Source organism: Neoroseomonas rubea (genome assembly GCF_016106015.1).
Classification (GTDB): Bacteria; Pseudomonadota; Alphaproteobacteria; order Acetobacterales; family Acetobacteraceae; genus Neoroseomonas; species Neoroseomonas rubea.
Genome location: NZ_JACADQ010000085.1, coordinates 1 through 14027 on the forward strand (window position 1 = coordinate 1; position 14027 = coordinate 14027).

A 14027-nucleotide genomic window follows, 5' to 3' on the forward strand; every position below is an offset into this window, starting at 1 on the left:
CCGCTCCCGCTCCGCCCCCCCCCCCCCGCCACGCGCCCCCCCCGCCCGGCCCCCCCGCCCCCCCCCCCCCCCCCGCGCCACTCCCCGGTCAGCTCCTGACCAGCGCGCAGCCGCCCTCGCTGATCGGGCGGAACGCCTCGTCGGCCGCAGTGGTCTGCAGCAACTTGTAGTAGTCCCAGGGCCCGCGGCTCTCGCCCGGTGCCTTGACCTCGAGTAGGTAGGCCGGGCAGAGGCGGCGGCCATCGGCGCGGATCGAACCGGCACCAAATGCGTCGTCCTCGGTCGGCATCGCCTTCATGCGCGCGACCGTCGCGGCGCCGTCGGCCTTCGCCTGCGCCGCGCCCATCTCCGCCGCGACCTTGAGGTAGTGCAGCACCGCGGAGTAGCACCCCGCCTGCGCCATTCCGGGGCGCAGCCCCTGCGGCATGTTCGGCAGCACGCGCTGCGTGAAGGCGCGCGTGCGGTCGTTGAGGTCCCAGTAGAAGGTTTCCGTGCAGACCAGGCCCTGCGCCGTCTGCAGGCCGAGCGCGTGCACGTCCGAGATGAACATCAGCAGCGCGGCGAGCTTCACGCCACGCCGCGTCAGGCCGAACTCGGCGGCCTGCTTGATGGAGTTGATCGTGTCGCCGCCCGCATTCGCGAGACCCACCACCTTCGCGCGCGAGGCCTGCGCCTGCACGAGGAAGGAGGAGAAGTCCGTCGTGCCCGGGAAGGGCGTGCGGACGGAACCGAGGATGCGGCCGCCCGCGGCGCGAATGAAGTTCGACGTGTCGCGTTCCAGCGCGTGGCCGAAGGCGTAGTCGGCCGTGATGAAGAACCAGGTGTCGCCGCCCGCGCGCACCATCGCCCCGCCCGTCGACTTGGCGAGCATGTAGGTGTCGTAGGTCCAGTGGATCGTGTTCGGGCTGCACTGCGCGCCCGTCAGGTCCGAGGTTGCGGCGGAGGAATTCAGGAAGATCTTGTTCTTCTCGCGCACCACGGTGTTCACCGCGAGCGCGACGGAGGAGGTCGGGACGTCGATGATGACGTCGACGGCGTCGCGGTCGATCCACTGGCGCGCGATGTTCACGCCGACATCGGGGCGGTTCTGGTGGTCGCCCACCAGCACCTCGACATTGATGCCGCGCCCGGCGATGCCGGAATCGACGATGGCCTGGCGCGTGCAGGCGACCGAGCCGGGCCCGTTCACGTCGCGATAGAGGCCGGACATGTCGTTGAGCACGCCGATCTTGAGCGTGTTCGCCGCCTGCGCGCGGGCCGTCGCGAGCGGCAGGGCGCCAAAGGCGGCGCCGGCGGCGGATGCGGCCAGAAGGCTGCGGCGGGTGGTCTCGGTCATTCAGCTCTCCCTATTGCGAAGCGGGTCCCGGCCCATGGGCCGGGACCGGTTGGATCAGGTGCGCACCAGCGGGCAGTTGCCCTCGGCCAGCGGGCGGAAGGCTTCCTCGGCCGGCGTGGTCTGCAGCAGCTTGTAGAAGTCCCAAGGACCGCTGCTTTCGCCCGGCGCCTTCACCTCGAACAGGTAGGAGGGGATGAGGCGACGGCCGTCGGGGCGGATGGTGGCGCGGCCGAACAGATCGTCCTCGCTCGGCGCCGCCTTCATGCGGTTCACGACGTCGACGCCCGAGGCCTTCGCCGCCGGCACGCCCATAGCCGCGACGGTCTTGAGGAAGTGCAGCGCCGCCGAATAGCAGCCGGCATGGATCATGTTCGGGTAGTTGGTCGGCGTGCGGCGCACGACGCGCTGGGTCCAGGCGCGCGTCTTGTCGTTCATGTTCCAGTAGAAGGATTCCGTGCAGACGAGGCCCTGCGCCGTCTGCAGCCCAATCCCCTGCACGTCGTTCACGAACAGCAGCAGCGCGGCGAGCTTGATACCGCGCCGCGTGATGCCGAATTCCGCCGCCTGCTTCACGCAGTTCGCTGTATCCGCGCCCGCATTCGCTAGCCCGATCACTTTCGGCCGGGCGGCGGCGGCCTGCACAAGGAAGGAGGAGAAGTCCGTCGTGCCCGGGAAAGGCGTGCGCACCTGGCCGAGCACGCGCCCGCCGGCCGCGCGAACGAAGGCCGCGTTGTCGCGTTCCAGCGCATGTCCGAAGGCGTAGTCAGCGGTGATGAAGAACCAGGTGTCGCCGCCCGCGCGCACCATCGCTCCGCCGGTGGACTTCGCCAGCATGTAGGTGTCGTAGGCCCAGTGGATCGTGTTCGGGGAACAGGCCGGGCCGGTCATGTCCGCGGTCGCGGAACCCACATTGATGTAGGCCTTGTTCTTCTCCCGCGCGATCTGGTTGACCGCGAGGCCGACCGAGGAGGTCGGCACGTCCACGATCAGGTCCACACCCTGATCGTACCATTGCCGTGCGATGTTCGATCCGACATCGGGGCGGTTCTGGTGGTCGGCCTCGATCACCTCGACCGTGAAGCCGTGGCTCGCGCCGAATTCCGCCGCGGCCTCGCGCGTCGCCGCGACCGAGGTCGGGCCGGTGTTGTCACGGTAGGTGCCGGACATGTCCGTCAGCACGCCGATGCGGACCGTGTTGCCTTGCGCACGGGCGCGGGAGAGCGGCGCGACACCGAGTGCCGCGCCGGCGGCGAGGATGCTGCGGCGGGATGCCTGGATCATGTGGTTCTTTCCTCCCTCTCTTTATTGTTCTGCGTCTTCAGCTACGCACCAGCGGGCAACCGCCCTCGGCGAGCGGCCGGAACGCTTCCTCCGCCGAGACGGTCTGCAGCAGCTTGTAGTAGTCGTGCTGGTAGCGGCTCTCCTCGGGGCGCTTCACCTCATAGAGGTAGGCCGGATGCATCTTGCGGCCGTCCTCGCGGATGGAGCCGCGGCCGAAGGCCTCATCCTCGGTCGGCATCGCCTTCATGCGTGCCACGACCGCGCGGCCATCGGCCTTCGCCGCCGCCACGCCCATGTCCGCGACCGCCTTGAGGTAGTGCAGCGTGCCCGAATAGTCGCCGGCATGGCTCATCGCGACCGGGATGTCGCCGCCCGCGATGGCGCGGATGCGGCGCGTCAGGTTGCGCGTCTGCTCGTTCGCGTCCCAGTAGAAGGTGTTGGCACAGACCAGCCCCTGCGCCGCCTGCAGGCCGAGCGCATGCACGTCGGTGATGAACATCAGCAGCGAGGCGATCTTGATGCCGCGTCGCGTGAGGCCGAACTCGGCGGCCTGCTTGATGCTGTTCACGGTATCGACGCCGGCATTCGCTAGGCCGATGACCTTCGCGCGGGACGCCTGCGCCTGCAGCAGGAAGGAGCTGAAATCCGTCGTGCCCGGGAAGGGCGTGCGCACGCTGCCCACCACGCGCCCGCCGGCCTGGCGCACGAAAGTGGAGGTGTCGCGTTCGAGCGCATGGCCGAAGGCGTAGTCTGCGGTGAGGAAGAACCAGGTGTCGCCACCCGCGCGCACCATCGCGAGGCCAGCCACCTTGGCCAGCATGTAGGTGTCGTAGACCCACTGGATGGTGTTGGCGTTGCAGGCGCGACCCGTCAGGTCCGAGGTGGCGGTCGATGTCGCGATCGCGACCTTGTTCTTCTCGCGCGCGAGTTCCGAGATGGCGAGCGCCACCGCGGAGGAGGCGAGGCTGGTCACCACATCCACATTGTCACGGTCGAACCACTGCCGCGCCAGGTTCACGCCGACATCGGGGCGGTTCTGGTGGTCGGCGGTGACGATCTCGACATTGAAGCCGCGATTGCCGAATTCCTGGATCGCGAGGCGCGTCGCCGCGATGGTGTTTGGCCCGTTCAGGTCGCGGAAGGTGCCCGACAGGTCGGTCAGGACACCGACCTTGATGGTGTTCGCCGCCTGTGCCCGCGCGCTGCGCGGAGCAACGAGCCCGCCCGCGAGCGGCAGCGCGCCGGCCCCGGCAAGGAAGTTGCGCCTGTTGGTGTCGTTCATGATGCCGTCGTCTCCCTGGTGTGTGGCCGGACCTTCTTGCGGGTCTCAGACGCCAAGATATTCGTGCAGCCGTTCGAGCGAGGCGGTCAGGTCCTCGTTGCGGACCATGTCGACCACCTTGCCGTGCTCCATGACGTAGTGCCGGTCGGCCACCGTCTGGGCGAAGCGAAAGTTCTGCTCGACCAGCAGGACGGTGAAGCCACGGCGCTTCAATTCGCGGATCGTACGGCCGATCTGCTGCACGATGACCGGCGCGAGGCCTTCGGAAGGCTCATCCAGCAGTAGCAGCTTGGCGCCGGTGCGCAGGATGCGCCCGATCGCGAGCATCTGCTGCTCGCCGCCCGAAAGCTTGGTGCCCTGGCTGCGCGCCCGTTCCTTGAGGTTCGGGAAGAGCGTGTAGATTTCCTCGACCGGCAGCCCGCCGGGGCGCACCACCGGGGGCAGCATGAGGTTCTCGGTGACGTCGAGGGAGGCGAAGATGCCGCGCTCCTCCGGGCAATAGGCGATGCCGGCGCGGGCGATCGTGTCGGACCGCGCGCCGATCAACTCCCGCCCGGCGTAGTGCACCGAGCCCGAGCGCTTCGGCACTAGCCCCATGATGGAGCGCAGCGTCGAGGTCTTGCCCGCGCCGTTGCGGCCGAGCAGCGTGACGACCTCGCCCTCGTGGATGTCGATGTTCACGCCGTGCAGGACGTGGCTCTCGCCATACCAGGCTTCGAGGCCGCGAACGGCGAGCAGCGGCGCGCCGCCTTCCTGCGCCGCGATCGGCAGTTCGGCCAGCGCGTCAGCCATGTGCGTTCTCCATCGCGGGGGCTTCGGTGCCGAGATAGGCGGCGATCACGTCCGGGTTGCGGGAAACGGCGCCGTAGTCGCCTTCCGCCAGCACGGATCCGCGCGCGAGCACGGTGATGGTGTCGCACAGTCCCTGAACGACGCGGAGATTGTGCTCGACCAGGAGCACGGTGCGCCCGGCCGCGACGCGCTTCACGAGTGCGACGATGCGGTCCACGTCCTCATGCGTCATGCCGGCCGTCGGTTCGTCCAGCAGCATCATGACAGGGTCCAGCGCGAGCGTCGTCGCGATCTCGAGCGCCCGCTTACGGCCGTAGGGCAACTCGCCCGCCGTCAGGTTGGCGTAGGTCGACAGCCCCACATCCTCGAGCAGCTCGCGCGCGCGGTCATCGAATTTCCGCAACAGCGAATCGGACCGCCAGAAGTCGAAGGACCCGCCGCGGGAGCGCTGCAGCGCGACGCGGACGTTCTCGAGCACGCTGAGATGTGGGAAGACCGCAGAGATCTGGAAGGATCGCACCAGGCCTAGCCGCGCGACCTCGGCCGGCTTCATGCCGGTGATGTCGCGCCCGTCGTAGCGGATGGTCCCGCGCGTGGGCTGGAGGAACTTCGTCAGCAGGTTGAAGCAGGTCGTCTTGCCGGCGCCGTTCGGGCCGATCAGCCCGTGGATCGTGCCGCGGCGGACGCTCAGGGCGACGTCGTTGACTGCGACGAACCCCCGGAACTCCTTCGTCAGACCCGCCGTCTCCAGAATGGCGTCGGACACGCTGCGCTCGCTCCCCTTGCTTGGCGGCCTGCGCGGCCGCTCTCGCTTCGATATGAGCGATGTAGGCGAGGCGCGGTGCGCCGCGCAAGGCGCAGCGCGCCGGAATCTCTGCCATGGCAGGGGTTTGCGGCGACCTGCACGAAAAAGGGGCAGCCGGTCGCCCGGCCGCCCCTCCCATGTCGCTCCGTCGTGCCGGATCAGTCGGCGGTGGCGGAGAGTTCCTCCGGGGCGACCTGACGCTCCGTCACCTTCGCGAGTTCGATCACGAAGTCGACGACCTTCTCCTCGAAGATCGGGGCGCGCAGGTTCTCAGCCGCCTGGGGGTTCTTGCGGAAGAACTCCAGCACCTGCTGTTCCTGACCCGGGTAGCGGGCGGCTTCCTGGCGGACGGCGCGCGCCATTTCGTCGGCGCCGACCTGGACATTGTTCGCCCGGCCGATCTCGGACAGCAGCAGACCGAGGCGGATCCGCCGCTCAGCGATGCCGCGGTACTCCGCCTTCAGCGTTTCCTCGTCCTTGCCCTTGTCGTCCTCATCCAGGCGCCCGGCCTTGAGGTCGGCCTCCACGCGCTGCCAGATCTGCGCGAACTCGGCCTCCACCATGCCTTCCGGCACCGTGAAGGCGGCGCGGTCGGCAAGGATGTCGAGCAGGTTGCGCTTCAGCCGCAGTCGCGACAGGGCGTCGTATTCCCGCTGGAGGGAGCCGCGGATCGCCTCCTTCAGCGCGGCAAGGTCGGCCATCCCGACCGACTTCGCCAACTCGTCGTCCACCGGGCGGGCGATGCGCGTCTTGAGCGCCTTGGCCGCGATGGTGAAGCGCGCCCGCTTGCCAGCCAGTTCGGCGGAGCCGTAGTCGGCCGGGAAGGCGACGTCTATGTCGCGGCTCTCGCCGGGCGCCAGGCCTTCCATCTGCTCGGTGAAGCCGGGAATGAAGCCGGCGCCGCCGACCTCGATCGGCATGTCCGTCGCAGCGCCACCGGCGAAGGCCGGCGCAACGGGCTCCTCGCTGCCGAGATGCGCGCGGGCCGGGCCGATGCGGAGCGTCATGTCCACGGCCGACCCGGCCGGCAGCGCGATCTCCAGCACCGGGCGCGCGAAGGCGATCGTCGGGTTGTCCGGCAGGGTCAGGCTCGCCCGGTCGGTCGTGGCCCCGAGCGCGGCCGGCGCCCGGAGCGCCTCGATGAAGTCGTCAGTCGAGCGCAGGTTCAGCCCGATGGTTGCCGTGGAACCCCCCGGCAGCGCACCGGCCAAGGGCCGGGCGGCGATCGCGACCGTCAGCACGGATCCGGCCTTGGCAGCCAGGTCGTTGCCCCAGCAGGGGAAGATCCGGACATGGCCGTCGGCGCCGACGCTGCCCTTAAGGGCCACGTCGAAATAAGGGAGGCCACCGTCGGTCCCGATCGCCGCGATCTCGCGCGTCAGGCCTTCCGAGACGTCGACCGACCAGCCCTCGGGCGCCTCGCCGGGCGTTCCGGGGCGGGCACCGAGCCCGAGTCCGTTCTTCAGCAGGTCCGGCGGCAGGCGGCCGGTGAAGTCGCAGACCAGCACATCGCCCTTCACGGCGGCGCGCGGCTCGGCATCCTCGAGCGTGCCGTTGCGCTCGGCGATGGAGGCCAGCGCCTTGTCGATCGCCTCGTCGGAGGGCTCGGTCTTGAGGCGCTCGAGCTCGATGCCCGCGAATTCGGGCATCGGCACCTCGGGCATCACCTCGAGGTCCATGCGGAATTCGAGATCGGCGCCCTCGGCGAAGTTCACGACCTCGATCTTCGGCTGCAGCGCCGGGCGCAGGCCGCGGTCGGAGACGACCTGGCGGGTAGCGTCGTTGACCTGCTGCTCCAGCACCTCGCCGAGGATGGCGGCGCCGTAGCGCTGCTTGACCACGGTCATCGGCACCTTGCCGGGGCGGAAGCCGGGCATGGAGACGGTCTTCGCGATCTCGGCGAGCCGCCGGTCGCGCGTGGCGGAGATCTCGCCAGCGGAGACCGTGACGGAGTAGGCGCGCTTCAGCCCGTCATTCGCGAGCTCGGTGACCTGCATCGAGGGACGTCCATCCAAAGGCTAGAGAAAACCCAGCGGCGCCTGGTGCGGGCGAAGGGATTCGAACCCCCACGGCTTGCGCCACCGGAACCTAAATCCGGCGTGTCTGCCAGTTCCACCACGCCCGCCCGCAAGGCGCCGCAGGGCGGCAGGGGGCGGGATGTAGCGCAAGGCGGCGGGCGTGGAAAGTGCGGGCGGACATCAGGGGGCCGCGAGACGGCCCGGCGGTCGGCTACCCCAGCAGCGCCTCCGCGCAGGCATCCAGGATTGCATCCGTGTCCAGCCCGTACTCCCGGTAGAGGTCCGGGATGTCCCCCGCCTGGCCGAAGCGGTCCACGCCGAGCGGGACAACGCGCTGCCCGCGCACCGCGCCCATCCACGCATGCGCGGCCGGATGCCCGTCGAGAACCGTGACCAGGGCGGCATCGCGCGCGAGCGGGGCAAGCAGCCGCTCGACATGCGACTGGCCGGCCCTGCCCGCCCGCGCCCCGCGCCGCGCCGCGAGCCAGCCCGCATGCAGCCGGTCGGGACTCGTGATGGCGAGGAGCCCGGCGGTCGGTTCCTCGGCGCGCAGTTCCTCGAAGGCGGCCTGGGCCTCGGGCGCCAGCGCGCCCTGGTAGGCGATGGCGATCCGTGCGCCGTCCCCCGGCGGGACGATCCAATGCGCCCCTGCGATCACCGCGGCGGGGTCGAGGCTGCGCGCCGGCTGCTCGAGCCCCCGCGTCGAAAGCCGCAGCCACACCGCCGAGCCGTCGGGCTTCTGCATGTGCTCGAAGGCGTGGCGGAGCAGGATGGCGAGCTCGTCCGCATAGGCGGGCTCGTAGCTCACGAGCCGGTCCGCCGCCATGCCGATCAGCGGCGTGTTCACACTTTGGTGTTGTCCACCTTCCGGCGCGAGAGTCAGGCCCGAGGGCGTGCTGACCAGCAGGAAGCGCGCATCCTGGTAGCAGGCGTAGATCAGCGCATCGAGGCCGCGGTTGACGAAGGGATCGTAGACCGTGCCGATCGGCAGCAGCCGCGCGCCATAAAGCCGGTCAGCAAGGCCGAGCCCTGCCAGCACCAGGAACAGGTTCTGCTCGGCGATGCCGAGTTCCACGTGCTGGCCCTCCGGCGACATGCCCCAGCGCTGGGCGGAGGCGAGCTTCGCGTCGCGGAAGACGTCGTTCTTCTTGTGTCGGTCGAAGATGCCGCGCCGGTTCACCCAGGGGCCGAGATTGGTGCTGACCGTCACGTCCGGGCTCGTCGTGACGATGCGCCGCGCCAACTCGGCGTATTCCCCCTGCCCGCGGCCGATCTCGGCGAGGATGTCGCCGAAGGCCGCCTGGGTGGAATGCTTCCGCCCCTCTCCCACCCGCGGCGGGGCGAAGGCCGCCGGCACATGGATCGCGGGGGAGGCGAGGCAGCGGCCCTGCGGCGTGAGCGGCTGGGCAAAGGGGACCGAGGCGAGGAAGGCGCGGATCTCCTCCTCTGGGATGCCGAGGCCCTCGAACAGGTCCCATTCATGGCCGGGCCGGATGTTCATCACGGACCTGAAGCTCTCCATCTGCTCCTTGGTCATCAGCCCGGCATGGTTGTCCTTGTGCCCAGCGAAGGGCAGCCCCATGCCCTTGATGGTGTAGGCGATGAAGCAGGTGGGCTGGTCGCCTTCAGCATCCTGGGCGCGGAAGGCCTCGATCAGCGTGTCGATGTCGTGCCCGCCGAGATTGGTCATCAGCGCGGCCAGTTCGTCGTCTGTCAGCGGGTCGATGATGGCGCGGATGCCGTCGATGCGGCCGAGTTCGGCAAGCAGCGCCTGGCGCCAGGCCGCGCCGCCCTGGAAGGTCAGCGCGGCGTAGAGGCTGTTGGGGCAATCGTCGATCCAGCGGCGCAGCGCCTCCCCGTCCGGCCGGGCGAAGGCGGCTTCCAGGCGACGGCCGTATTTCAGCGTGACAACGTTCCAGCCCATGTCCCGGAACAGGCCCTCGATCCGGCCGAAGAGCCGGTCGGGCACCACGGAATCGAGCGACTGGCGATTGTAGTCCACCACCCACCAGACGTTGCGGATGTCGTGCTTCCAGCCTTCGAGCAGGGCCTCGTAGATATTGCCCTCGTCCAACTCCGCGTCGCCCACCACGGCGACATGCCGGCCAGCCGGCAGATCCTTTGGTGCCAGGTCATGCAGGCGCACATAGTCCTGCACGAGCGAACCGAAGGAGGCGAGTGCGACGCCGAGCCCGACCGAGCCGGTGGAGAAATCCACCTCCGGCCCGTCCTTGACGCGCGAGGGGTAGGGCTGGATGCCGCCGAACTGCCGCAGCGTGTCGAGTTTCTCTCGCTGCTGGCGGCCGAGCAGGTAGTTGATGGCGTGGAAGACTGGCCCCGCATGGGGCTTTACCGCGACGCGATCGGCCGGGCGAAGGATGCCGAAATACAGCGCGGCGAGGATCGAGACGGAGGAGGCGCAGGAGGCCTGGTGCCCGCCCACCTTCAGCCCGTCCCGGTTCGGGCGGATGTGGTTCGCCTGGTGGATCATCCAGGCGCTCAGCCAGAGCAGCTTCCGTTCCAGCGCGTGCAGGATGGCCTCGCGGCGATCCTCGCCCGGCGCCACCTGGCGCTTTCCCTTGCCCTGCACTGTCATCTGACGCGTCCTCGAACCCGGTTTCCCAGATGATGGTCAAGCGGGCGGCGCAAGGGAAGGCGTGGATGGGCGGGGCGCGCGGCGGTTCCAACCCATGCCCCTGGGCGTGATCGCGTGCCGGGGGTGGTTGCCCGCAGGGCGGCCGGAAGGTGGGGCGGGGGCCGGACCCGCTGGCGTCAGTCGCGGCGCGACCGCGTCGCGACAGGATCCCCGCCGCGGGCGCGCGCCGGGCGCGGCAGGGCTGTGCGGGTGGCCAGCAGCAGCAGCAGCGCCGGTGCGCCGAAGAAGACCAGCAGTGGGACGGACATCGCGATTCCCTCCGTGTTCGGGGATCGAGTCCTACCCGGCCAGGAATGAACGCGCGGTGTCCCGCGTCACGCGCGGGGGCGCCTCAGCCCTTGGCCATCCGGCGCAACGCGGCCGAGACGGGCCGCTTGCCCTCGCCCACGTACAATTCGTGGTTCTCCTCGATCCGGTCTGGATCATAGAGGTAGTTCACCATCAGCCCCGCCGCCTGGCGGAGCCCGTTTTCCGAGGTGTCGGCGCGCCAGTTCAGCCGCTCGATCCGCGCCCCGTTCGACAGGTGGAAATGCGCGACCGGGTCGCGTGCCCGCCCCGCCCGGCCAGGCGCGTCCTCCTTCGCCAGGTAGCGGGCACAAAGCCGCGCGAGAATGGGCTCGAGCAGCTTCTGCATCGCCTCGTCCCGGTGCCAGGAGCGGCGGGAGAGCAGCCGGGCGAGCAGCGCCGCGTCCTCGGGCAGCGGGTCCGCCGGCGCCGCGGCGCCTTCCGGCGCGACGAGGGCCAGCGGCGCGGGGGCGGCGGCCTTGAGCGCCTTGCGTTCCTCCTCGGTAAGCGCGGCGTCCCCCTTCGCCAGGGCCGCGTCGAGCCAGCGGCGGAAGCCGGGGATGGGCGAGAGGGTGCAGAAGGTACGGATGTTGCGGAACTCGTCCGACAGCAGCCCGACCACGCGCTTGATCAGGAAGTTGCCGAAGGAGATGCCATCCAGCCCGCGCTGGCAGTTGTTGATCGAGTAGAAGACCGCCGTGTCGGCCTTGGCGGGGTCGAGCACCGGGGCCTTCTCGTCGAGCAGCCGCTGCACGCTGTCGGCCATGCCTTGGACGAGCGCGACCTCGACGAAGATCAGCGGCTCCTCTGGCATGCGGGGGTGGAAGAAGGCGTAGCAGCGGCGGTCGGAATCGAGCCGGTTCTTGAGGTCCCGCCACGTGCGGATGCGGTGCACAGCCTCATACTGCACGAGCTTCTCAAGGACGATGGCCGGCGAATGCCAGTCGATCCGGCGGAGTTCCAGGAAGCCCACGTCGAACCAGGCCGCGAGCAGGCCCTTGAGGTCGGTCTCCAGCGCGCGGAGCAGCTTGTCCCCATCCATGCGCGCGATCAGGTCGCCGCGAAGGTCGACGAGGAACTTCACCCCGTCGGGGATGGCGGCGAAGGCGGTGAGCAGCCGGATGCGCGGGGGTTCGAGGGCGCGGCGAAGGCGGGCGGTTGCGACCGCCCGCTCGGCCGGGTCGGCCGCGGCGGCGACGGCCTCCATGGCGCGGGCGACAGCGGCAGGGTCGGAATCGAAGGCGGCGAGCGCCCGGAGGAAGTCAGTGCGGCCGGCCTCATCGAGCGTGCGATAGGCCTCGGCCATGCTTGCGGCACGGTTGCGGGCGGAGATCTCGCCGCCCTTGGCCTCGAGGCAATCCCTGAGGCGCGCGGCGATGTCGGCCTGCTGCTCGGTACCGGCGACCGCGGCTGCCATGTCGCGCCAGAGCGTGCTGACGCGGCGCAGCGCCCTGTCCAGTATGCCGGCCTGCACTGCGACTTCGGACATGCCTCGCCCCCGGTGAGAGAGGCCTGAAATCTACGGAAACAATTTGGGATATGCCAGCGCATCCTGGGGCCGCGCCCGGGGGGCGCGACCCCAGGGCGTGATTCAGTTCTTGCCGCCGATGCCAAGAAGCGCGGCGCGGACGGAGGAAACGACGCTTGCCGGCTCCGGGTCGGCGACCGGAGCGGGCGGAGCGACCGTGCGGACCACCTCGGCGACCGCGACGGCAGCCTCGGCCGCCACGGCGACCTGGGCCTGGCCGGGCTGCGGGGCGGGCATCGGGATGGCGCTCGCCTGGACGGGGCCGGCATTCGTCATCGGCGCCTGGGCAAGGGCCGTGTTGCCGATCGCCGAGACGGCCGGCGGCGCGGCGGGCGCGCCATGGTTGATGGAAATGACCTCCGCCCCGCGGGCGGGGTCGCCGGCGTGAAGATCGAGCCCGGACGCAACCGAGGGCTGGGCGTCATAGAGCGCCAGCAACCGGCGGACGCCTTCCAGCCGCTGGAAGGGCTTGGATGCGCGCAATTCCGCGACGATGGTCCGCTCCTCATGGTGGAGCATGGCGACGAAGCTGCTGCTCATGGGACCCCCTCTCCTGTCTTGGGACACGCAGAAACTATCTCGAAAGAAACTTCACAATCAATATTTTGAGCGAGGATTTTCTCATTTTTCACCAACGCTAGATCTTGTGAGATTCGCTCGGAGGCAATCAATATCTTGTGTTTAGGGGTTCCGCACGCCTCGCCACGAGATACGCGCGCAAGTTTAAGTGACCGCGGACCATGCCCTGAGGCGCCGCGTGCGGTCGCGCCGCACCACCCAGGCCATCCACCCCGTACGCGCCTTGCGTCCTGGGGTTGTATTCAGTCACGATACGAGCGTGCGCCCTCAATCGCTTGATTTAAATGAGGCGGCAGATCCTCGGCGATCAATCCGGATCCGCTTCGCCAGGCGGCATCGCCATGCACCCAGGCGGCGGCCGCGGCGGCCTCGAAGGGCGGCAGGCCCTGGGCGATGAGCGCTGCAATCAGTCCCGCCAGCACGTCCCCGGTCCCCCCACTGGCGAGCCAGGGTGGCGCATGGTCGTTGATCGCGAGCCGACCATCCGGCGCGGCGATGACCGTATCGGGACCTTTCAGAAGCACGACGGCCCCTGTCGCCGCGGCCGCCCGCCGGGCCGCCGCCGGCCGGTCGCCCGCGATCGGCCCGAAAAGCCGCAGGAATTCGCCCTCATGCGGCGTGAGCACGGCTGCGCCGCGCAGCCCCGCCGGCTCCCCAGCCGCCGCGGCGAGCACCCCGGCATCGGCCACGACCTGACATCCGACCGCAGCTATCTGCTGTAAAATGTTGATATATATTCTTTGCGGCTCAAGGCCAGGCCCAAGCACCCAGGCATTCCGCCGGCGATCCATCAGCAACGCGGCGACCGACGCCTCGGTCACGATCACGCCCGGATCGCCGGCCCTCAGCACGTCGCCCGTGGCCCGGTCCGGCGCGGCGAGGGTCACCAGCCCCGTCCCGCCGCGGCGCGCACCGGCCGCGGCCAGCCGTGCGGCCCCGGTCATGCCGGCCCCCGCGAGGATCGTGACGTGGCCCCGCGTGTATTTGTGTGCCGTCGGATCAAGGCCAGGCAGGCGCCAGAGCCCCGGCCCGTTCCGCCAGGCCTGCCCGCCCACGGTTGGCAGCACGCTCGCCGGCAGGCCGATATCGGCCAGCATCACCGCGCCGCAGAGCACCCGGCCCGGCAGCAGCAGGTGGCCGGGCTTCAGCCGGAAGAAGGTCACGGTCGCATCCGCCGCGCGCACCTCTCCGCGCGGCTGGCCCGTGGCACCATCGAGGCCCGAGGGCACGTCCACCGCCAGCACGCGCCCCGGCGCCGCCGCGATCACCCGCGCGACCCTATCCTCGACCGGGCGGGCGAGGCCCGCGCCGAACACCGCATCGACCAGCAGCCCGCACCGGGCCGCCTCCGCCTCGGAGAACGGCACGACCGGCCCATGCCAGCGTGCCGCGGCCCGCGCCGCATCGCTGCCCGGCCGCGGCCGGGCAGCGTAGCTGATCGGAAGAGCACATGTCTGAGCTCCAG

10 protein-coding genes, 1 tRNA gene and 2 pseudogenes are annotated in these 14027 nt (G+C 70.0%); all 13 read right to left on the reverse strand.

The window, feature by feature from the left end; genetic code table 11:
- Window positions 1–88: 88 nt before the first annotated feature.
- Window positions 89–1336, reverse strand: coding sequence for an ABC transporter substrate-binding protein (locus tag HW577_RS10815; RefSeq protein WP_198376149.1), 1248 nt, complete (start codon window positions 1334–1336; stop codon window positions 89–91).
- Between the two features lie 54 nt (window positions 1337–1390).
- Window positions 1391–2617, reverse strand: coding sequence for an ABC transporter substrate-binding protein (locus HW577_RS10820; protein WP_198376150.1), 1227 nt, complete (start codon window positions 2615–2617; stop codon window positions 1391–1393).
- 37 nt (window positions 2618–2654) lie between these two features.
- Window positions 2655–3899 (reverse strand): ABC transporter substrate-binding protein, encoded by a 1245-nt coding sequence (locus HW577_RS10825; RefSeq protein WP_198376151.1) that lies wholly within the window; start codon window positions 3897–3899, stop codon window positions 2655–2657.
- A 45-nt stretch (window positions 3900–3944) separates the two neighbouring features.
- Entirely contained in the window at window positions 3945–4691 is a 747-nt protein-coding gene (locus HW577_RS10830; RefSeq protein WP_198376152.1) for an ABC transporter ATP-binding protein, read from the reverse strand.
- Complete coding sequence (locus HW577_RS10835) at window positions 4684–5457, reverse strand: ABC transporter ATP-binding protein (RefSeq protein WP_198376153.1); 774 nt, start codon at window positions 5455–5457, stop codon at window positions 4684–4686. Before HW577_RS10835 ends, HW577_RS10830 begins: the two co-directional genes overlap by 8 nt.
- A 197-nt stretch (window positions 5458–5654) precedes the next feature.
- Window positions 5655–6443: pseudogene (gene tig, locus HW577_RS10840) on the reverse strand (trigger factor); the annotation flags it as partial.
- 633 nt (window positions 6444–7076) lie between these two features.
- A pseudogene (locus HW577_RS10845) lies at window positions 7077–7493 on the reverse strand (trigger factor); the annotation flags it as partial.
- Window positions 7494–7536: 43 nt separating this feature from the next.
- Window positions 7537–7621: transfer RNA gene (locus tag HW577_RS10850), tRNA-Leu, on the reverse strand.
- Window positions 7622–7725: 104 nt separating this feature from the next.
- Window positions 7726–10110, reverse strand: a complete 2385-nt coding sequence (locus HW577_RS10855; RefSeq protein WP_198376154.1) for a 1-deoxy-D-xylulose-5-phosphate synthase N-terminal domain-containing protein — start codon at window positions 10108–10110, stop codon at window positions 7726–7728.
- A 176-nt stretch (window positions 10111–10286) separates the two neighbouring features.
- Window positions 10287–10418, reverse strand: coding sequence for a hypothetical protein (locus HW577_RS26890; protein WP_269769533.1), 132 nt, complete (start codon window positions 10416–10418; stop codon window positions 10287–10289).
- An 83-nt stretch (window positions 10419–10501) separates the two neighbouring features.
- Complete coding sequence (locus tag HW577_RS10860) at window positions 10502–11944, reverse strand: malonyl-CoA decarboxylase (RefSeq protein ID WP_198376155.1); 1443 nt, start codon at window positions 11942–11944, stop codon at window positions 10502–10504.
- A gap of 102 nt (window positions 11945–12046) precedes the next feature.
- On the reverse strand, window positions 12047–12523 hold the full coding sequence (locus HW577_RS10865; RefSeq protein ID WP_198376156.1) for a hypothetical protein: 477 nt from the start codon (window positions 12521–12523) through the stop codon (window positions 12047–12049).
- Between the two features lie 281 nt (window positions 12524–12804).
- The coding region (locus HW577_RS10870; RefSeq protein ID WP_198376157.1) for an NAD(P)H-hydrate dehydratase at window positions 12805–14027 on the reverse strand (1223 nt) is incomplete at its 5' end.

Bases quoted from the DNA above. Each gene is read 5' to 3' on its own strand.
- HW577_RS10815 (WP_198376149.1), bottom strand. From the start codon at position 1,336: ATGACCGAGACCACCCGCCGCAGCCTTCTGGCCGCATCCGCCGCCGGC.
- HW577_RS10820 (WP_198376150.1), bottom strand. From the start codon at position 2,617: ATGATCCAGGCATCCCGCCGCAGCATCCTCGCCGCCGGCGCGGCACTC.
- HW577_RS10825 (WP_198376151.1), bottom strand. From the start codon at position 3,899: ATGAACGACACCAACAGGCGCAACTTCCTTGCCGGGGCCGGCGCGCTG.
- HW577_RS10830 (WP_198376152.1), bottom strand. From the start codon at position 4,691: ATGGCTGACGCGCTGGCCGAACTGCCGATCGCGGCGCAGGAAGGCGGC.
- HW577_RS10855 (WP_198376154.1), bottom strand. From the start codon at position 10,110: ATGACAGTGCAGGGCAAGGGAAAGCGCCAGGTGGCGCCGGGCGAGGAT.
- HW577_RS26890 (WP_269769533.1), bottom strand. From the start codon at position 10,418: ATGTCCGTCCCACTGCTGGTCTTCTTCGGCGCACCGGCGCTGCTGCTG.
- HW577_RS10860 (WP_198376155.1), bottom strand. From the start codon at position 11,944: ATGTCCGAAGTCGCAGTGCAGGCCGGCATACTGGACAGGGCGCTGCGC.
- HW577_RS10865 (WP_198376156.1), bottom strand. From the start codon at position 12,523: ATGAGCAGCAGCTTCGTCGCCATGCTCCACCATGAGGAGCGGACCATC.